The organism is Xanthomonas sp. fls2-241-TYG-148, assembly GCF_030208815.1.
Classification (GTDB): Bacteria; Pseudomonadota; Gammaproteobacteria; order Xanthomonadales; family Xanthomonadaceae; genus Xanthomonas; species Xanthomonas campestris.
Genome location: NZ_JARVTE010000013.1, coordinates 115,834 through 134,898, shown reverse-complemented (window position 1 = coordinate 134,898; position 19,065 = coordinate 115,834). Strand labels below are relative to the sequence as shown.

Genomic DNA, 19,065 nt, shown 5'->3' with positions numbered 1-19,065 from the left:
TGCTGGCGCGCTGTTTCCTGTTGGGCGGCAATCTGCTGGGCCGCAGCGGCCTCGCGCGATTGCTGCTCGGCCAGGCGCTTCTGCTCGGCTGCCTGCTTGGCCTTGTCTTCGACCAGCTTCTTGGCCTGCTCGGCGTCCTGCTCGGTGCGGTTGGCAGCGGTCTTCATGCCGGTTTCCAGGCCGCTCTTCAGACGCGGCAGCGCCGGTGCCTTGGGGTCGACCTTTTCGATCAGCGCGATCAGGCGCTGCGCTTCGGGGAACTCCTCACGGCTGATGCCCTGTTCGGCGGCGATCAGCGTGTACGGCATCAGGTCGGTCAGCGCGCTGTTGACGGTGGCGTCCTGCGGCTGCTTCTCGCGCAGCGCCAGGTAGTACTCCACCGCGTTGTCGCCGGCCGGGGCGTACATGCGGTTGTCCTGCAGCGCCTTGGTGGCCGATTCGCGCAGCTGATCGGCTGCCATCGACTGCACCTGCGGGGAGACCGCGGTGGCCGCCGTAGGTGCCGGCGCGGTGGCCGGTGCCGCTGGCGTGGTGCCCGCGGTGGCGGCAGGTTTTTCTTCCTGCTTGGAGCAGGCGGCCAGGCCAACCAGCAAAATGACCGGCGCGATCCGGCGTGCCATACGGCCCTGTGTCAGATCCAACATGCGTCCCCCTTACCCCGAGTGCGAAAGATAACGTTGCTGCGGTGAGCGCCGGCCCTTGTTCCCGCAAGGGTCGGCAATGCCGCAATCTAGCATTGCTGGGGCGGTCTAAGCCAAGGGTTGCCGAGATGCCCGCGATATTCATGCAGCCGGTGCGGCCAGCGGCGTGCCCGGTGCCGGCTGTGGCATGGGCGCGGGCAGTGCCGGGGCCGGGCAATAGCGGCGCAGGAACTCGGCATGCGGCGGCAGGCGGGCCAGCGTGGCCTCCACGCGCTGGCGGATGCCCTCCAGGAACTGGCTCAGCTCGGCATCGCCCATCAGGTCGGCCACCGGGTGGTGGTGCCGCGGCACGATGCCCTGGCCCAGCATCACCTGGATCCAGGAATTCTCCGCGAACAACTCATTGCCCTGATGGAACACGCGCCCGCTCTGGCGGAACAGCTCCATGCGATGGCGCAGGCTGTCGGGGATCTCCATACCGGCGCAATCGCGCCAGAACGCCGTGTCGCGGCGGTCGGTGGCGTGGTAATGCAGGATCACGAAATCGCGGATATGCGCGATCTCCTCAGCCGCCTGCCGGTTGTATTCGGCGATGTCCACCGGGTCGATGACCTGCGGAAACGTCTGCAGCAGGCGGACGATGCCGCGCTGGATCAGATGGATGTTGGTGGACTCGATCGGCTCCAGAAAGCCGCTGGCCAGGCCCAGCGCCACGCAGTTCTTTTCCCACACGCGGTGGCGCTGGTTGGGGGTGAAGCGCAATGCCCGCGCGGTGGTGAGTGCGCGGCCCTGCAGGTTGTGTTCCAGCACCTGCGCGGCGCTGTCCTGGTCCATGTAGCGGCTGGAATACACGATGCCGTTGCCCACCCGGTGCTGCAGTGGAATGCGCCACATCCAGCCGGCGCGATCGGCGCGCGCGCGGGTGAAGGTCACTGGCGCGCCCACCGATTCGGTCTGCACGGCCAGCGCGCTGTCGGCGAACAACCAGCGCGACCAGTCCTCGCTGCCCACGCCCAGTGTCTGGCCGATCAGCAGCGCGCGGAAGCCGGTGCAATCCAGGAACAGGTCGCCCTCGATGCGGGTGCCGTCGTCCAGCACCAGGGCGGCGATGTCGCCGCTGTGCGCGTCGGTCTGCACGCTGCCGATGCGGCCTTCGATGCGCTGCACGCCGAAGCCTTCGCTGAAGCGGCGCAGGAAGCGCGCGTACAGCCCGGCGTCCAGGTGATAGGCGTAGTTCATGCCGCCGTTGGGCAGATGCGCAAAGCGGCCTTCCTGCGCGGCCCGCAGCTCCAGGCAGTAGTCGCCGAAGTCGCGCGCCACGCCGCGTGCGCGCGCCTTCAGCCAGAAGTGCTGAAAGCCCGCGCTCCAGTGATCGGTGCCGGTGTGGCCAAAGGAATGGATGTAGTGGCGGTCCACATTGCGCCAATGTTCGAAGGCGATGCCGACCTTGAAGGTGGCCTGGGTGGCGGCCATGAACTGCGCTTCGTCGATCTCCAGCAACCGGTGGAAGGTCACCAGGCTGGGGATGGTGGCCTCGCCCACGCCCACCGTGCCGATCTCGTCCGATTCCACCAGGGTGATTTGCAACTGCCGGCCGAGCAGCTTGGACAGCGCGGCGGCGGCCATCCAGCCGGCAGTACCGCCACCGGCGATGACCACGCGGCGGACCAGGCGTTGCGACTCGGAGGGGACGGGGGCGTGCATGGGGGATCCTCAGCGATTCAAGCGTTGCAGCAGGCGTGCGCGCAGGGCGCGGGCGCGGGCGTCGTCCATCGGGGCGAGCACACCGCGCGCGGCCTCGGGCAGATGTGCGGCGGTGTCGGCATCGGCGTCGAATACATAGTGGCGGAACACTTCCTGCCAGGTGGCGCGTTGTTCGGCCGGCAGGTCGCGGATGGTGAGCAGCGCCAGCATCAGCGCGTTCATTGGCGAATCCATGTAGGCCGGACTTTGCCGCCACCAGAAATTGACCAGCACGTTGAAGCCGTCCAGTGCCTGGATGTGGTGCCACCACATGCTGGGCATGAACACCGCGTCGCCCGGTTCCAGGTCGGCCACCAATGCGTGTTCCAGCGCCTGCGCATAGCGCGGGAAGCGCTCCAGGTCCGGCGCGGTGATATCGACCAGGCTGACCGGCTGGCCGGCCGGGGTGAGATCCAGCGGGCCGATGTAGAGATTGGCCAGCTGCTCCGGCGGAAACAGCGTGAAGCGGCGGCGCCCGGCCACCACGCAGGCGAGGTTGTCGGGCAGGTCCTGGTGGGCGGCAATGCGGGTGCGGTTGCCGATCCAGATGCTGGCCAGCGGCTCGGCCTGCGGCAGCGCGATGGGGTTGTCCGCGCGCAGGCCGGGCAGGTAGGTGTCCAGCGTGGTGGAGCCGACGTAGATCGCCGGCGGCTGCGCAACCTCCAGATCGCGAAGCAGGGTCTCCAGCACCACCGCCAGCGGCACGCGTTCGGGCCGGAAGTTGAAGCCGCTCATGTCGGCGTTGTAGAAGAACCGCCCCGCGATCTCCGGTGGCCCCACCTGCGCCACCACCGCCTCGCCGCGGTCGAACCTGCGCAGGTACTGGGCGGCGGCCTGCGCAGACTGCGCGCCGGCGCGGGCCAGCGGCCAGTCGCGCACCAACCCGCGCAACACGAGCGGCGTGGTCGCGCGCAGCAGTGCCGGATCCAGCTGCTGTGGATCCAGCCCGTGCACTTCGGCGATGGGGCGCGGCTCAGCCGGCATGGCGGCGGTTCATGCGGTCCAGCAGGTGGCGGAACTGCGCGATCGAGGCCACCGCCATGTACAGCGGTTCCAGATCGCCATGCTTGTGCAGGCTGAGCAGTGCTTCGTCACCCAGCGCGCGTAGGCGCTCTTCGTGCACCGCATACAGGCCGGCGAGCCGGCATTCCACGCCGTTGTCCAGCGTGGCCTCGAACACGAACGGTTCCAGCAGGTCGTGCGCCAGCACGCGGCTCATGAAATCCCGCGTGGCATGCAGCCCGTCATGCAGCGTGCGTAGCACCTGGCTGATGCGCTCCAGAAACTCGGTGGTGCCACCGTGCTCGCGGAACAGCGGCTCGCCTTCGGCGGTGCTGATGCGCGGGCTGTCCAGATCCACATGCACCATCGGCCCGTCGGGCTGCTGGCCGATCAAAAACGGCTGGCGCTGGATCGCCAGTGGCACATACGGCGCATCCCAGCGCGCGCCGTCCAGGAACAGGTTTTCGCCCATGCGCAGGCCCAGCAGGGCCAGCGGCTGGAACTGCCCGTCGGCATCGCGATGGAACACGATTGGGTATTGCGCCTGAAGTTGGCGAAATTCCAGCGGAAAAGTGGCGGCCGACATCACGTTGTCGCCATAGGCGGCACCGTGTGTGGTGATCACGCGCAGGTCGCGGTGATCGAGATTGTTCAACAGCACGGGATCGGTCATGGGGAATGGCACAGCACGCGGGGCGCGTGGCCCATGCTTCAACGAATCGCCGTGCGACGGCAAGCCCCATGGCGCAACGCCGCAGGGCCGGCCGCAACGGCCATGCACGCCACCCGGCAGCCAGGCTGCCGGGAAACGCATTGGATCAACACAGCAATTGCATCAGAACCGCATCACCAGAACTTGTAGCGCACGCCCAGCATGTAGCGCGGGCCGGTCTGGGTGGCATAGACGATCTGGTTCGACTGCCTGCCGTGCTGGCGCTGCACCTCGTCGGTGAGGTTGATCGCCTCCAGGCTCAGCGACAGGTTCTCGGTCCACTGGTAGCCGATGCTCAGATCCAGCTGGCCATAGGCTTCGGTATAGACCGGGTTGGGCTGGCCGCTACCATCGAAGCGCGCGGCCAGGAACTCGTCGCGCCAGTTGTAGGCCGCACGCACCTGCCACTTGTCCCTGTCGTAGAAGCCGACCACGTTGGCCGAATCGCTCAGCCCTTCCAGCGCGAACTGCTCGCCGATCACATAGTTGTCGTAGGTCAGGCCCGAGTCGACCATGGTGTAGTTGGCCGAGACGCCGAACCCGCTGTCGCCGAACATGTGCTGCAGGTTGAATTCCCAACCGTCCAGCGACGCCGAGCGCTGGTTGGCCGGCGCGGTGATGGCGAAGTTTGCCACCGGGTCGCCGGGCTGCCCGCTGATCACGCCGGTGGCGTTGCCGTTGGCATCGTCGGCTCCGCGCACCACGCCGGGCGCGCCGCCGCGGTTGCGGAAGATGTAGTTGCGGATACAGGTCAGGTCGGCCGAGGCGCAGCCGTTGCCCAGCGCTTCGTTCCAGTACGCACCGCCCACCGGGGTGTTCAATCCCAGCGAGGTGTCGTTGCGCGTGGTCACCCCGATGTAGTTGTCGATGTTCTTGCGAAAGAAGCCCACCGAGGCGTAGCTGGCATCGCTGTAGTACCACTCCAGCGAGAAATCGATGTTGTGCGAGAGCAGCGGCTTCAGGCCGGGGTTGCCCTCCTGGCCGGTGCCGCCTTCCAGGCGCGCGATCTGGTTGAGCGTCTGCCCGCCCTGGATGTCGCCCCAGCCGGGACGGCCGATGGTTTCGCCGTAGCTGCCGCGCAGCACCAGGTCGTCGGTGAGCTTGAAGCTCAGGTCCAGGCTGGGCAGCCAGTATTCGTACTTGCCGCTGCCGCCGGCGAATGCCGAGTCGGCCAGGCGGATCGGCAACTCGTTGTTGGCGACCCAATCGATGCCGACCGCCACCGGCACCAGCGCCTGCGCGTCCACCTTGGTTTCTTCGTAACGCACGCCGGCGGCCAGGCTGATCGGCACGCGCAGATCGTCCCAGCTGTTGTTCCACTGCAGGTAGGCGTTCTTGGATTTTTCGGTCACGCGGCGGTCGGTGGTGAACACCGGCGAGATGCGGTACAGCGCGTCATCGCCCGCGGCTTGCGCGGCCGCCTGACGTGCGCGCTCGAAGTCGAACAGGAACAGCTGGTTGAATTGCGCCGGGTTGCCGCTGCCGTCGATCGCATCGAAATACTGCGCAAACGAACTGGGAATCCACAGATCGTCCGGATAATCGGCCGCGGTGCCGTTGCCGCCCCAGGTATCGCGCTGCACGTTGGAGAACGCCGAGCGGTTCTTGACCTCGGTGCTGCCGATGCCGAACTTCAATTGCGAATAGTTTTCGAAAGTGAAGTCGCCGTTGACCTGCGCCTGGTCGATCTCCGATTTCATATAGCTGTTGCGGAACGCCGAGCCGGTGACCAGCGTGCGCGAGGGGTCCAGCCCGTTCAGGCCGAAGCCGAGCTGCTGCTGCAATACCGGGAAATCCTTGCTGAAATCCACCACCGAGGTGCCGCGGTAGAAACCCGACACGCCCAGCGAATTGCTCGACCCGTACGGGCTGTCCGCGCCGGCTTCGGCGGTGGAGCGGTGGATGTCGAAGTTGAGCTTGAACTGGTCGTTCACCGCCCAATCCACATTGAAGCCCAGCGACTTGTTCTGGTTGCGCGTGGCCGCGTTGGAGCCGGCGGTGGCCAGATCGCTGGTGGCCGGATTGACGATTTCCGAATAGGTCACCGGGCCGGCGACCGGACCATTGGTCCAGGCGCTGGCTGAAGGCCCATAGTTGAACCACACCGACATTTCATTACGCTGCTGCTGGATCTTGTTTTCCGAGTACGTGTAATCCAGCGTGGTGGTGATGTTGTCCAGTGGCTTGTACTGCAGCACCAGCTGACCGTTGGTGCGTTGGCGTTCGACGCCGACCACGCGGTAGTTGAGGTTCTGCGGCACCGAGTAGATGTCGTTCGGGCCGGGACGGTTGGTGATGTTCTCCGAGCCCGGCGCACCTGGCTGCGGGATGGTGCCGTAGGCGGTGGAATCGCCGCGGAACGAGCGCCAGCCGTTGGGCACGCCGACCTGGCTGTAGCCGAAGTCGCGTTCCTGGTAGCTGCCGCTCAGCGACACGCCGAAGCGTCCATCGGCCGAGGTAGTGCTGAAGATGCCGGAGATTTCCGGCGTCAGCGCATCGCCCTGCAGGCGGCCGGGCAGGTTCTCGTTGGACGCATCGTGCACGCCCTTCAGCCCCACATTGGCATGCATGCCCGGGTTGTCCAGCGGCCGGGCGGTCTTGATGTTGATGGTGGCGCCGATGCCGCCGGTGGGCGTGCTGGCGCGGCTGGTCTTGAACACTTCGATGCCGGAGATCGACTCGGACGCCAGGTTGGCGAAGTCGAACGCACGCGAGTTGGAGGCATTGGATTCTTCGATGCTGGCGCCGGGCATCTGCCGGCCGTTCAACAGCACCAGGTTGAAGTCCGGGCCGACGCCACGCACGGTGACGCGCGAGCCTTCGCCCAGCGAGCGGTCGATCGACACACCACTGATGCGCTGCAGCGACTCGGCCAGGTTGGTGTCGGGGAACTTGCCGATGTCCTCGGCCACGATGCCATCGACGATGCCCTGCGCATCGCGCTTGACGTTCATCGACGAGGTGAGACTGCCGCGGATACCGCTGACCTGCACGGTATCGAGCGTGGCGGGGTCGGCCTGGCTGGAGCCGGGGACGGTCGAGGCCGACTGCGGCGCCGGCGCGGTTTGCGCGGCCAGCGGTGCGGACAGTGCAAACAGCAAGGCAGACGTCAGGCGTCGCGTACGCGGCAAGGTGCGTGGCTCTCTCACGGTGTTTCTTCCCCAAATGAACAAAACGCCGGTCCGAGCTGGACAGGCAAGGTTAATTAAGCAGTCGTGCATTTGTTAGCGCGGCTCTTAACAAGTCAACTTGCACTGCAGCATCGGCCGCGAGCCAATCGCGTCACACATCGTTCCAGCCGGCGCGGCATTGGGCACCGTTGCCTCGCTGCGCTTGGCCGTACCATCGGAAGCTGCTGGCGCGCCGCCGCGTGCATCTTCCTTCCGAACTGGAGCATCTAATGATCGACCTTTACTACTGGCCCACCCCCAATGGCCACAAGGTCACCTTGTTTCTGGAAGAGGCCGGGCTGGAGTACACCCTCAAGCCGGTGAATATCGGCAAGGGCGCCCAGTTCGAGCCCGCCTTCCTGCAGATTTCGCCCAACAACAAGATGCCGACCATCGTGGACCACGCACCGGCCGGCGGTGGCGCGCCGCTGAGCGTGTTCGAGTCCGGCGCAATCCTGCTGTACCTGGCCGAGAAGACCGGGCGCTTTCTGCCGCGCGATGCACGCGGCCGCATCGCGGCGCTGGAATGGCTGTTCTGGCAGATGGGCGGGCTGGGCCCGATGAGCGGCCAGATGGGCCACTTCACTGTCTATGCGCCGGAAAAGATTCCCTACGCGATCGAGCGCTACAACGCCGAGGTGCGCCGGCTGCATGGCGTGCTCGACAAGCGCCTGGCCGAGCACGCTTTCCTGGCCGGCCCGGAATACGGCATCGCCGACATGGCCAGCTACCCGTGGATCGAAGTGTATGGCGACCTCAAGCCGGACTACGCCGCGTTCCCTCATGTGAAGCGCTGGCACGACGCCATTGCCGCCCGCCCGGCCACCCAGCGCGCGTACGCGTTGAAGGACAAGGTCAACCCGGATGCCGGCAAACCGCTGAGCGAGGAAGAGCGCAAGCACCTGTTTGGCAAGCGCTGAGGCAAAGCGGTAGCAGCCGTCGCGCAAGAGGCCACACGGTGAGAGCGGCGACTGTTGCAACTGCACAGCAAGAACCACCGCAAAACCGCATCAGCAAGCAACAAGGACAAGCAGCAACAGCAAGTAGCAACAGCAAGTAGCAACAGCAAGCAGCAAGCAGCATCAGGGGTTGGCAGCGGCACGCGCATACATCAACCGCGCACGACACAAACCCGGCAGCTCGAGCCCCTCTCCCCCCCGGGAGAGGGGTTGGGGTGAGGGTACGCAAGTGGCGCCAGACCCACCGCACCCGCAACGTGCGCCGCATGAAAAAAGCGCGCCCCGCATCCGCAGCGCGCCAACTGCAACCACCAGCCCCCAGGCACCCCTGCTCGCCGGAAAACAGCGCAACCACAACACCCCAGCACCACGCCGCAGCACGCGCGCGCCGCCGCAGACACCGCCCCTCATCGCACACACGCACCACCACCGCGCTTCTCAAACACTCCACGCGCCCGCATCCTGTGTGCTGTCTCCAGACAGGATCTTCAATGCGCGCCCTGTTCGCCGCCCTTACCCTCATGCTCAGCGCCGTCCCCATGGCCCACGCCGAAAAACTCACTCTGGAGGCCATCATCGGCCCATTGCCGTTGTCTGGCCCGACGCTGATGAAGCCCAAGGTCGCGCCCGATGGTTCGCGGGTGACCTTCCTGCGCGGCAAGGACAGCGACCGCAACCAGCTGGACCTGTGGGAATACGACATCGCCAGTGGCCAGACCCGGCTGCTGGTGGATTCCAAGGTGGTGCTGCCCGGCACCGAGACCCTGAGCGATGCCGAAAAAGCCCGCCGCGAGCGCCAACGCATCGCGGCCTTCGCCGGCATTGTCGATTACCAGTGGGCGCCGGATGCGCACGCGCTGCTGTTCCCGCTGGGCGGCGAGCTGTATCTGTACGACCTGCGCAAGACCGGCAGCGCCGCGGTGCGCCAACTCACCCATGGCGAAGGCTTCGCCACCGATGCCAAGCTCTCGCCCAAGGGCGGCTTTGTCAGTTTCGTGCGGGCGCGCAATCTGTGGGTGATCGATCTCGCCAGCGGCAAACAGCTACAGCTGACCCGCGATGGCAGCGACACCATCGGCAATGGCGTGGCCGAATTCGTCGCCGACGAAGAAATGGATCGCCACACCGGGTATTGGTGGGCACCGGACGATTCGGCGGTCGCCTTCGCGCGCATCGACGAATCCGCCGTGCCCATCCAGAAGCGCCCGGAGGTCTACGCCGACCACACCGAGGTGATCGACCAGCGCTACCCGCAGGCCGGCCAACCGAATGTCGCCGTGCAGCTGGGCGTGATCGCCCCGCGCGCGTCAGCGAAACCACAGTGGATCGACCTCGGCAAGCAAGCGGACATCTACCTGGCGCGGGTGGACTGGCGCGATGCGCATCGGCTGACCTTCCAGCGCCAGTCACGCGACCAGAAAACCCTGCAACTGATCGAAGCCACGCTGGCCAGCGGTCAGCAACGCGTGCTGATCACCGAAACCTCGCCGACCTGGGTGCCGCTCACCAACGATCTGCGCTTTCTCAAGGACGGCCGCTTTCTCTGGAACTCCGAACGCAGCGGCTACGAGCATCTGTACGTTGCCTCCGAGGACGGCACCACGCTCACGCCGCTGACCTCCGGCGCCTGGGTGGTGGATGCACTGCTGGCGGTCGATGAGCAGGCTGGCCTGGTGTACTTCTCCGGCAGCAAGGACTCGCCGACGCAAACCCATATCTACGCGGTACCACTGGCTGGCGGCGCCATCGAAAAACGCTCGGCATCCAACGGCACGCATGCGGCCAGCTTCGCCAACAACGCCAGCGTGTATGTGGATACGCGGTCCAACACCACCACGCCGCCGCAGATCGAACTGTTTCGCGCCAATGGCGAAAAGATCGCCACCTTGTTGCAGAACGATTTGGCCGACCCGCAGCATCCCTATGCCAAATACCGCCAGGCGCAGCGCCCGGTGGAATTCGGCACGCTCACTGCCGCCGATGGCAGCACGCCGCTGCACTACCGGCTGATCAAGCCGGCCGATTTCGACCCGTCAAAACGCTATCCGGTCGTGGTGTATGTCTACGGCGGCCCGGCCGCGCAGACCGTGGTCGATGCCTGGCCCGGTCGTAGCGATGCACTGTTCGATCAATACCTGGCGCAGCGTGGCTACGTGGTGTTTTCACTCGACAACCGCGGCACCCCGCGGCGTGGCCGCGCGTTTGGTGGCGCGCTGTACGGCAAGCAGGGCACGGTGGAAGTGGACGACCAGTTGCAGGGCGTGGCGTGGTTGAAAGCGCAACGCTGGGTGGATGCGGCACGCATCGGCGTGCAGGGCTGGTCCAACGGCGGTTACATGACCTTGATGCTGCTGGCCAAGCACAGCGAGGCGTATGCCTGCGGGGTGGCGGGCGCACCGGTCACCGATTGGGGCCTGTACGACACCCATTACACCGAGCGCTACATGGACCTGCCTGCCGGCAACGCGGCCGGTTATCGCGAGGCACGCATCGCCACCCACCTGGATGGCCTGCGCGCCAAGCTGCTGCTGATCCACGGCATGGCCGACGACAATGTGCTGTTCACCAACTCCACGGCGCTGATGAGCGGGTTGCAACAACGCGGCACGCCATTCGAACTGATGACCTATCCCGGCGCCAAACATGGGTTGTCGGGCAAGACCGCATTGCATCGCTACAAGACGGCAGAAGCGTTCCTGGCGCGTTGCCTGCAGCCCTGAGCACCCGCCCCACGCTTGCCGTCGATAAGGAGCTCTGCGCATGCCCACGCCCCCACCGTTGCCGCATTCCGCAACACCGCCGCCCCCGGCAAGGCGCGGCTGGTGGTCACGGCATTGGAAATGGGCGGTGCCGCTGCTGGCGCTGCTGTTGATCGTGGTCCTGGCCGCCTCCATCGGTGCGCTCGTGGCAGGCATCGCGCGCGTCATGAAATCGACCGAACCCTACCGTGTCGGCGTGTTGACGGCGCAACACGATCCCCGCGTTGCCACCGCACTCGGCGCGCCAATCAAAGACGGCTTCCTCCCCAGCGGCAACATCGCGACCAGCGGTGGCGGGGGACACGCCACCCTCAGCGTTTCGCTGCACGGAACACGTAGCAACGGCACCCTCTATATCGAAGCCGAGCGCCATGCCGGGCAATGGCACTACACCAGCGTGCAGGTGGTTCCGGACGTCGGCGACGCGATCGCATTGCTGGACGACGCCACGGCTGCCGCCGGCCGGCCACGCGCGACCGATGCCGGGACTGATCCGGATATTGAAACGACCAACACTGTCGCGCCAGGGAAGGAGCAGGATCGGTAACGCGCGCCGGGCGCTCAGCGGCGCACCTAGCCGTGGCGGTTTACCTTTTGGTAGCGACGCTGCACACCAGGGTATGCGGCGCTGCGCGCTGTGGCGGCGCACTGCGTCTCACCCCACGGGCGCGGCTGCCGCCTGATCCGAGTACGCCGGCCATGACCTCCGGCAGGTTGCCGGCGCCGCGTGTGCCGCGTACGGTCGCGCATCTCCTGTTGGAAATCCGCCCGATGAAGCCTCTCGTGATTGCTGTCGCCCTGGCGCTCGGCGCCTCCCTGCCACTGCACGCGCAAAACAGTCCTGCCACCACCGGGACCACCAGCGCACCCGCCACTCCGGCCTGGGTCAAGACCAGCAACGGCTACGCGCAACTCCTGCTGAGCGCCCAGGCACCGTTCCAGCCGGAATACGCCAGTTTCTTCGGCGTGCCCGGCTACGACGATCAAGTGGTCGATCTGGGCCCGAACAACGCAAAGCGCTACCGCGAGGCGATGGCCACCGCGCGCACCGCGCTGCAGGCCAAGCTGGCCAGCGAGCGCGATCCCAACGTGCGCCAGGACCTGCAGATCATGATCGGTGCGGCGACCGACAACATCGAAGGCAGCGAGCTCAACGAGCGCTACCTGCTGCCATGGAACGATGCGCCGCAGCTGGTCTTCAGTGGTCTCAACGGATTGTTGTCCGACCAGACCGCGCCGGATCGCCGCGCCAAGGCGCTCGACCGTCTCAAGCGCTACGTGGGCCTGGTCCCGGGCACCACCCCCACCACCACGCTGGCGCGCCAGCGCTACGAGGAACAGCTGGGCAACAAGACCTTGCTGCAGCCGACCGAGCGCGAGGTTGAGCAGGCTTTGGCGAACGTGGACACCTACGTGGCCGGCATCGGCGAGCTATTCGCCAAGTACAAGATCGCCGGTGCCGACGAGGCGCTCAAGGCCATGTCCACCCAGCTCAAGGACTACGCCAGCTGGACCCGCAGCACTGTGTTGCCAAAGGCGCGCAAGGACACCCGCCTGCCCGAGCCGCTGTATGCCTACCAGCTCAAGCAGGTGGGTATCGATATCGCGCCGCAGCAGCTGATCCAGCGCGCGCAGCTGGAGTTCATGGAAACCCGCTCGGCGATGCGCCAGCTTGCGCCGCTGGTGGCCAAGGCCAAAGGCGTGCAGGGCGAGGACTACGTGCAGGTGATCCGCGCGCTCAAGCGCAACACCATTGCCGATGACCAGCTGGAAACCCACTACCGCGGCGTGATCGACCAGATCGACCCGATCATCCGCCAGCAGCGCATCGTCGATGTGCCCAAGCGGCCGATGCAAATGCGCCTGGGCAGTGCTGCGGAAAGCGCCGCGCAGCCCGCACCGCACTTCCTGCCCGCACCGCTGATCGGCAACACCGGCCAGCAGGGCCAGTTCGTGCTGCCGCTGGGCAACCCCAGCGCGGAGGGTGGCAAGAAAGAGCAGTACGACGACTTCAACTTCGGCTCGGCCGCCTGGACGCTCAGCGCCCACGAAGGCCGCCCGGGGCACGAACTGCAGTTCACCGCGATGGTGGAGCGCGGCGTGTCGCTGGCGCGCAGCATGTTCGCCTTCAACTCGGTCAACGTCGAAGGCTGGGCGCTGTACGCCGAAGCCGAAATGGTGCCGTACGAACCGCTCGACGGGCAGCTGATCGCCCTGCAGTTCCGCCTGCTGCGCGCCGCCCGCGCCATGCTCGACCCAATGCTCAACCTGGGCCTGATCGACCGCGAACGCGCCCGCCAGGTGCTCGAAGACGACGTCGGCCTGTCGGCCGCCATGACCCGCCAGGAACTGGACCGCTACACCGTGCGCGCCCCCGGACAGGCCGGCAGCTACTTCTACGGCTACACCCGCATCCTGGAACTGCGCATGCGCACCGAACTGGCCCTGGGCAAGAAGTTCGACCGCCTGGCCTTCAACAACTTCCTGCTCGACCAGGGCCTGCTGCCGCCGGACCAGCTGGCCCAGGCGGTGGAGAAGCAGTTCATTCCAGCGCAGCAGTCCAAGCGTTGATCAGCGTGTAGCCGGTCGTCAGGAGGGACGTGATGCCTGCAGCCTGCAGGCATCACGTCTGCACCGCAGGCCTTCGTCCAGCTGAGCGAGGCGCTGCGCCCTGGTCTGGCGTATCACGTAGAGACTAAGAGCGGCTGCTACAAACGTAGCGAGCCGCCAGCAACGCTACGAACCACGCGCAAGCACCGCATTGGCTGCACCGTCCATCGTTCCCGCGCATCACTGCAGGCGGCTGATGCGCTTCGACAGTTGCCGAATGTCAGCGCACGGGCGGCGCTGACTGCGGTGCCTCACGTTGCTCGGCCCCGGCCGGCACCCAGATCGCCATGCCCGCCGCGCGCTTTTGCGTGGTCGGAATGCCGATGCCCAGGCCACCGCCGACGCGACCGCCGTAGCTGCCGCCACCCACCGACAGCCCACCGCCGGAACGCTCGGAGCCCACGCCGACGATCACCACGCCGTTGGCGCCGAGCTTGGCGGCTTCGCGCTTGAGGCGTAGCACCGCGGCGTCGGTCTGACCTTGGGTGCCGAAGCCGGCGGCGCTGGTGGATTCGAGCTGGGCGATCTCGACCGAGCCCACTGGCGCGTTCGAATAAACCTGCACCTGCGCCGGGTCGATCGGCGCGCGTGGCTGGCCCAGCATCACCTTTGAACTACTTGCACAGCCGGCCAGCAAGGCCGCTGCGGCGGCACCGATGGCCACCTGCCTGATGCGTGACTGCATGTTCATACCTGGCCCCCGTGGGTAATGGCAGTGATCATCCGGCGCCTGGACTGAATCGCGCCGGACTTTGCGCACACCCTAGGCCGGCCGATGTGAGCCCGCCGCCAAGCCGCCATTGGTCACGGTGACCACCCGCCCACGGCGCGCCGGCACCGGCGCCGCTAAGCTGGGCGCCTCCTGAGACACGTGCGAGGTGATGTGTGGGATTGATCAGCCTGCTGTGGGGCATTGTGGCGTTGCTGTGGATGGTCCTGGCCTTCATTCCGCTGCTGGGCTGGGGCAACTGGTTCCTGATCCCGTTCGCGGCCTTTGGTGCGCTGATCGCGGCCATCGCTTTGTTGTTCACCTCGGCCGGCAACCGTGGCCGGGCCAAGACCGGCCTGTTGCTCAATGGCCTGGTGATCGTAGTGGGCGTCATCCGCCTGAGCCTGGGCGGTGGGGTGATCTAAGCGTTGCAGCGCTGCGACACAGCGTCGCAGCGCATTCCGCCGCTGCTGGCGGGCGTAGACTTGTGCGCTGTCCATCGCCTGCCACCGCTGGCCTGCCACCGTGTTGCAGGCGACTTCGATGCTCTTCGCTCGTTCGTTTCATGCACCAGTCTGTCTGTCAGTACGTTCGCGTCTTTCGTGGCGACTGTTGCGGTTGGGCAGCGGGACCAATGCGCGGTTTCCAGGCGCCGCATTGCCAGCGGTTGCGTGCGCGGGGCGTCCGTGCCGGCAGGCTGGAGCGACGCACGACAGTGCCGTGCCGATGGCCCGCCCCATTCTTTTCTTTGACTTCAGGAGCCCGTGATGGCCCACCCCCACTACCGTCCCCGTCGTATGCGCCACGATGCGTTTTCGCGCCGGTTGATGCGCGAGAACACGTTGACCACCGACGATCTGATCTGGCCGGTGTTCGTGCATGAGTTGCCAGGGCGCGCGCCGATTGCCTCGATGCCTGGCGTCGAACGTCTGTCGCTGGACGAGTTGCTGCGCGAGGCTGAAAACGCGCTGGAACTGGGCATCCCGGTGATCGATCTGTTCCCGGTGATCGACCCCGCCGGCAAGAGCCTGGACGCGGCCGAAGCCTGGAATCCGGACGGGCTGGCGCAGCGCGCGGTGCGCGCCCTCAAGGCGCGCTTTCCCGAGCTGGGCATCATGACCGACGTGGCGCTGGACCCGTACACCACCCACGGCCAGGACGGTTTGATCGACGCCAAGGGTTATGTGCTCAATGAGATCACCGTCGAAGCGTTGGTGAGGCAATCGCTGTCGCATGCGCAGGCCGGCGTGGACATCATTTCGCCCTCGGACATGATGGACGGGCGCATCGGCGCGATCCGCCGCGCGCTGGATGCCGACGACCATCTCAACGTGCGCATCATGGCGTATTCGGCCAAGTACGCCTCCGCGTTCTACGGCCCGTTCCGCGATGCGGTGGGCAGCGCCGGCAATCTCGGCAAGGCCGACAAGACCACCTATCAGATGGACCCGGCCAACAGCGACGAGGCCATGCGCGAGATCGCGCTGGACCTGGAAGAGGGCGCGGACATGGTGATGGTCAAGCCAGGCATGCCGTATCTGGATGTGGTGCGGCGGGTCAAGGAAGAGTTCCGCGTGCCGACCTTCGCCTACCAGGTCAGCGGCGAGTACGCGATGTTGAAGGCCGCCAGCGCCAATGGCTGGCTGGACGAACGCAAGTGCGTGCTGGAAGCGCTGATGGCGTTCAAGCGCGCCGGTGCCGATGGCGTGCTGACCTACTTCGCGCCGCAAGTGGCGCGCTGGCTGCGCGAGGGCTAAGCGCAGCAGCAAGCCCACGAACAGGCGCCTGCGGGCGCCTCTTTCATGTGGTGAGCGATTGAATGCGGTGCGCGGCGCTCCCGCGCCTGCGCGATTGCGATAACGATTCTCATCTACAATGGCAAGCCATCTGCTTCAGGCTGCTCGCGCGTGTTCAAGACGGTTGTGTTCCAACTGCACTGGTTGCTGGGCATCACTGCCGGGCTGGTGCTGTCCGTCATGGGACTGACCGGCGCATTGATGTCCTTCGAGAACGAGATCGTGCGCCTGGCCAACCCGGCCATCGCGCAGCTGGCCGAGCGGCATGCCGCCGGGCAGGCGCCACTGCCCGTGGATGTGCTGGTGCGCCGGCTCGACCTGGCGCCGGGGCAGGGCATCACCCGCATGCTGATCGACCCGACCGGTGGGCGCCCGTCCACGGTGCGTCTGGCCGGCAAGCCCGGCGGCCGTGTGTACTTCGATCCGTACACCGGCGCGCGCGTGGGCGCGCCACGGCTGAGCGGGGCATTCGCCTTTATCGAAGACCTGCACCGGCATCTCACCGCCGGCGAGCGCGGCCAGGCCATCACCGGCGCCAGTACGCTGATCCTGCTGTTCTTCTGCGCCTCGGGCCTGTATCTGCGCTGGCCGCGTCGCTGGTGGAGCCTGCGGACCTGGTGGGCGGTGGAATGGCGGCGGCAGGGGCGCAGTTTTCTGTGGAGCCTGCACGCGGTGTTCGGCACCTGGTGCCTGCTGGTGTATCTGTTGATTGCCTTGACCGGGCTGACCTGGTCTTACACCTGGTACCGCGACGGCATGGTGGCACTGCTGGGTACTGAGCCGGCGATGCGCGGCGATGGGCGCGGGCACCGGCCGCCCGCGGTGGATTTCACCCGTGTGCAGCGCACCCTCGACGGGATCGCGGGAACCCGCAGCGCGGCGATGGATCTGCGCATTCCCACCCGCGCCGGCCAGCCGCTGAGCGTGCGTTTCCTGCCGGATGCGCCCGCCCATGATCGCGCCTACGACAACCTGGAGCTGGATGCGCACAGCGGCGTGCTGTTGCGGCGCCAGGACTACGCCCGGCTGCCGCTTGGCCAGCAACTGTTGGTGAGCATGTTCCCGCTGCATTCGGGCAGTTTCTTCGGCCTGCCCGGGCGCATCGTGGTGCTGCTGGCCAGTGCGGGCATGTCGGTGTTCTTTGTGACCGGCTGGATGCTGTATCTGGATCGCCGGCGCAAGAAGCGCGAGCTGCGCGCAGCGCGCGAGGTGCTGCAGAGCGCGCCGCCCGCCTCGCAGGCCGCGCCGTGGCTGATCGGGTTTGCCAGTCAAAGCGGATTTGCCGAGCGGCTGGCCTGGCAGGCGGCCGGCCATCTGCAATCGGCCGGGGTACCGGTGCAGGTGCGCTCGCTGGCACAACTGGATGCGGCGCAACTGCAGCAGTCGCGGCATGCGTTGTTTGTCATCAGCACCTTCGGTGACGGCGAGCCGCCGGATGCGGCGCGCGGATTCGAGCGCGAAATGCTGCGGCAGACACTGGCATTGCCGCAGTTGGCCTACGCAGTGCTGGCGTTGGGCGACCGGCAGTACGCGCGGTTTTGCGGGTTTTCGCGGCGTATCGAGCAGTGGCTAGAGGCGCAGGGCGCACGTGCGCTGTTCCCGGCGGTGGAAATGGACCAGACCGATCCGCAGGCACTGGCGCAGTGGCACGCGCAGCTGGCGCAGGTCAGCGGCGCGCCGGTGGCAGCAGTGCCGCTGGCACGCCCGGCGCTGATGGACTGGCCGGTGCTGTCGCGGACCCAGCTCAATCCAGGCAGCGTGGGCGCACCGATCTGGCAGGTGGACCTGCAACCGCCGGCAGGGGCGCAGTGGTTGGCCGGCGACATCCTGGAAGTGCAGCCTGCGCATGCCGGCGCCGCCGTGCGCGCCTGCCTGCAGGCCTGGGGCTTGGCGGCCGATGCGCTGGTGCATGTGGACGCGCAATTGCTGCCGCTGCACCAGGCCGCCGCCGAACGCGTGCTGCCCGAGCCGCCTGCGCAGCCGCCGGTGCCCGGCACGGTGGCGCAGGCCTGGCTCGATGGCTGCGCGTGGCTGCCGACGCGCGACTATTCCATCGCCAGCGTGCCCGCCGATGGCAGCGCGCAGGTGGTGGTGCGGCTGACCACGCGTGCCGATGGCAGCCCGGGCCTGGGCTCTGGCTGGCTGGTCTGCCATGCGCCGCTGGGCGCACCGGTGCGCGCACGCCTGCGCACCAATCCCGGCTTCCACCGTGTGGACGGTGCACCGCTGGTGTTGATCGGTAACGGCACCGGCATTGCCGGATTACGCGCGTTGTTGCGTGACGCCGAGCTGGCGGGCGTGCACGGCCACTGGCTGCTGTTCGGCGAACGCCATCGCGCGCACGACCGCTTGTTCGGCGATGAATTGCAGGCCTGGCAAGCCGCCGGACATCTGCAGGAACTGGATTGGGTGTTCTCGCGCGACCAGGCCGACAAGCGCTATGTGCAGCACCGCCTGCGCGAGCGCGGCGAGACGCTGCGGCACTGGATCGACCGCGGCGCTGTCCTTTATGTGTGCGGCAGCCTGGACAGCATGGCGCGTGAGGTGGATGCGGCCCTGCGCGAGATCCTGGGCGAGACGCGGCTGGAGTTGCTCACCGCCGCCGGCCGGTATCGACGCGACGTGTATTGAGTGCAGTCCGCAGGCGTACCTTGTGCGCCGACACAGGACGCCAAGCGCATTGTTATCTGAAGTGACGAGCAGCGTCGATGGATCGAACGTGCTTCAGGCAAACCTTACCTGCGCTGGCAGCATGGCGATGACATCGCCATCGCCATCGATATCGGAAAAGCCAACACCGCCATTCCCACGTGCATTGAGAGGATGGCGTCCCACGCAGCGCGCACTAAGCCAACGCCTGCGAAACAGGCGACCTGATGTTCTCGATCAGCATAGGGTTGGGAGTGTCAACCTGCCTGCCCTCGTGGCGAGACGCCGCGGCCGCGCAACTAGACTTGCCGGTGG

Annotated in this window: 12 protein-coding genes and 1 pseudogene; 7 read left to right on the top strand and 6 right to left on the bottom strand. The window is 66.7% G+C overall.

Annotation, left to right across the window (positions count from 1 at the left end; translation table 11 throughout):
• The 5 genes and pseudogenes from QRM60_RS14565 to QRM60_RS14545 all read right to left on the bottom strand — a co-directional run.
• Positions 1-644 (bottom strand): annotated as a pseudogene (locus QRM60_RS14565) (energy transducer TonB); the annotation flags it as partial.
• A 138-nt stretch (positions 645-782) separates the two neighbouring features.
• Positions 783-2,345, bottom strand: coding sequence for a tryptophan halogenase family protein (locus QRM60_RS14560; protein WP_285446451.1), 1,563 nt, complete (start codon positions 2,343-2,345; stop codon positions 783-785).
• A 9-nt stretch (positions 2,346-2,354) separates the two neighbouring features.
• Positions 2,355-3,368: a cupin-like domain-containing protein gene (locus QRM60_RS14555; protein WP_114999570.1), complete on the bottom strand. Its 1,014-nt coding sequence runs from the start codon at positions 3,366-3,368 to the stop codon at positions 2,355-2,357.
• Positions 3,358-4,059: a SapC family protein gene (locus tag QRM60_RS14550; RefSeq protein WP_043877843.1), complete on the bottom strand. Its 702-nt coding sequence runs from the start codon at positions 4,057-4,059 to the stop codon at positions 3,358-3,360. Before QRM60_RS14550 ends, QRM60_RS14555 begins: the two co-directional genes overlap by 11 nt.
• Before the next feature lie 173 nt (positions 4,060-4,232).
• The gene (locus tag QRM60_RS14545; protein ID WP_285446450.1) at positions 4,233-7,247 is read right to left on the bottom strand and encodes a TonB-dependent receptor; all 3,015 of its coding nucleotides are present in this window, start codon (positions 7,245-7,247) and stop codon (positions 4,233-4,235) included.
• Between the two features lie 251 nt (positions 7,248-7,498).
• On the opposite strand from QRM60_RS14545, the gene QRM60_RS14540 reads away from it, so the two are divergent.
• The 4 genes from QRM60_RS14540 (at position 7,499) to QRM60_RS14525 (ending at position 13,557) form a co-directional block, all read left to right on the top strand.
• Positions 7,499-8,188, top strand: a complete 690-nt coding sequence (locus QRM60_RS14540) for a glutathione binding-like protein (protein ID WP_285446449.1) — start codon at positions 7,499-7,501, stop codon at positions 8,186-8,188.
• A 530-nt stretch (positions 8,189-8,718) separates the two neighbouring features.
• Complete coding sequence (locus tag QRM60_RS14535; protein WP_285446448.1) at positions 8,719-10,947, top strand: DPP IV N-terminal domain-containing protein; 2,229 nt, start codon at positions 8,719-8,721, stop codon at positions 10,945-10,947.
• Positions 10,948-10,987: 40 nt separating this feature from the next.
• Positions 10,988-11,533 (top strand): cytochrome c oxidase assembly factor 1 family protein, encoded by a 546-nt coding sequence (locus QRM60_RS14530; RefSeq protein WP_285446447.1) that lies wholly within the window; start codon positions 10,988-10,990, stop codon positions 11,531-11,533.
• Positions 11,534-11,757: 224 nt separating this feature from the next.
• A complete protein-coding gene (locus QRM60_RS14525) occupies positions 11,758-13,557 on the top strand; it encodes a DUF885 domain-containing protein (RefSeq protein ID WP_228424272.1) in 1,800 nt (599 codons plus the stop codon).
• Between the two features lie 259 nt (positions 13,558-13,816).
• Here the strand turns inward: QRM60_RS14525 and QRM60_RS14520 are convergent, their stop codons facing one another.
• Entirely contained in the window at positions 13,817-14,287 is a 471-nt protein-coding gene (locus QRM60_RS14520) for a hypothetical protein (protein ID WP_115557333.1), read from the bottom strand.
• A 200-nt stretch (positions 14,288-14,487) separates the two neighbouring features.
• On the opposite strand from QRM60_RS14520, the gene QRM60_RS14515 reads away from it, so the two are divergent.
• The 3 genes from QRM60_RS14515 (at position 14,488) to QRM60_RS14505 (ending at position 18,732) form a co-directional block, all read left to right on the top strand.
• Positions 14,488-14,730: a hypothetical protein gene (locus tag QRM60_RS14515; RefSeq protein ID WP_170873897.1), complete on the top strand. Its 243-nt coding sequence runs from the start codon at positions 14,488-14,490 to the stop codon at positions 14,728-14,730.
• A gap of 342 nt (positions 14,731-15,072) precedes the next feature.
• The gene (gene hemB / locus QRM60_RS14510) at positions 15,073-16,062 is read left to right on the top strand and encodes a porphobilinogen synthase (RefSeq protein WP_115557334.1); all 990 of its coding nucleotides are present in this window, start codon (positions 15,073-15,075) and stop codon (positions 16,060-16,062) included.
• Between the two features lie 150 nt (positions 16,063-16,212).
• Positions 16,213-18,732 carry a sulfite reductase flavoprotein subunit alpha gene (locus QRM60_RS14505; RefSeq protein WP_285446446.1) on the top strand — a complete coding sequence of 840 codons (2,520 nt, stop codon included), beginning with the start codon at positions 16,213-16,215 and terminating at the stop codon, positions 18,730-18,732.
• Positions 18,733-19,065: the final 333 nt, after the last annotated feature.

Bases quoted from the DNA above. Each gene is read 5' to 3' on its own strand.
- QRM60_RS14520 (WP_115557333.1), bottom strand. From the start codon at position 14,287: ATGAACATGCAGTCACGCATCAGGCAGGTGGCCATCGGTGCCGCCGCA.
- QRM60_RS14555 (WP_114999570.1), bottom strand. From the start codon at position 3,368: ATGCCGGCTGAGCCGCGCCCCATCGCCGAAGTGCACGGGCTGGATCCA.
- QRM60_RS14535 (WP_285446448.1), top strand. From the start codon at position 8,719: ATGCGCGCCCTGTTCGCCGCCCTTACCCTCATGCTCAGCGCCGTCCCC.
- QRM60_RS14550 (WP_043877843.1), bottom strand. From the start codon at position 4,059: ATGACCGATCCCGTGCTGTTGAACAATCTCGATCACCGCGACCTGCGC.
- QRM60_RS14540 (WP_285446449.1), top strand. From the start codon at position 7,499: ATGATCGACCTTTACTACTGGCCCACCCCCAATGGCCACAAGGTCACC.
- QRM60_RS14525 (WP_228424272.1), top strand. From the start codon at position 11,758: ATGAAGCCTCTCGTGATTGCTGTCGCCCTGGCGCTCGGCGCCTCCCTG.
- hemB (WP_115557334.1), top strand. From the start codon at position 15,073: ATGGCCCACCCCCACTACCGTCCCCGTCGTATGCGCCACGATGCGTTT.
- QRM60_RS14530 (WP_285446447.1), top strand. From the start codon at position 10,988: ATGCCCACGCCCCCACCGTTGCCGCATTCCGCAACACCGCCGCCCCCG.
- QRM60_RS14560 (WP_285446451.1), bottom strand. From the start codon at position 2,345: ATGCACGCCCCCGTCCCCTCCGAGTCGCAACGCCTGGTCCGCCGCGTG.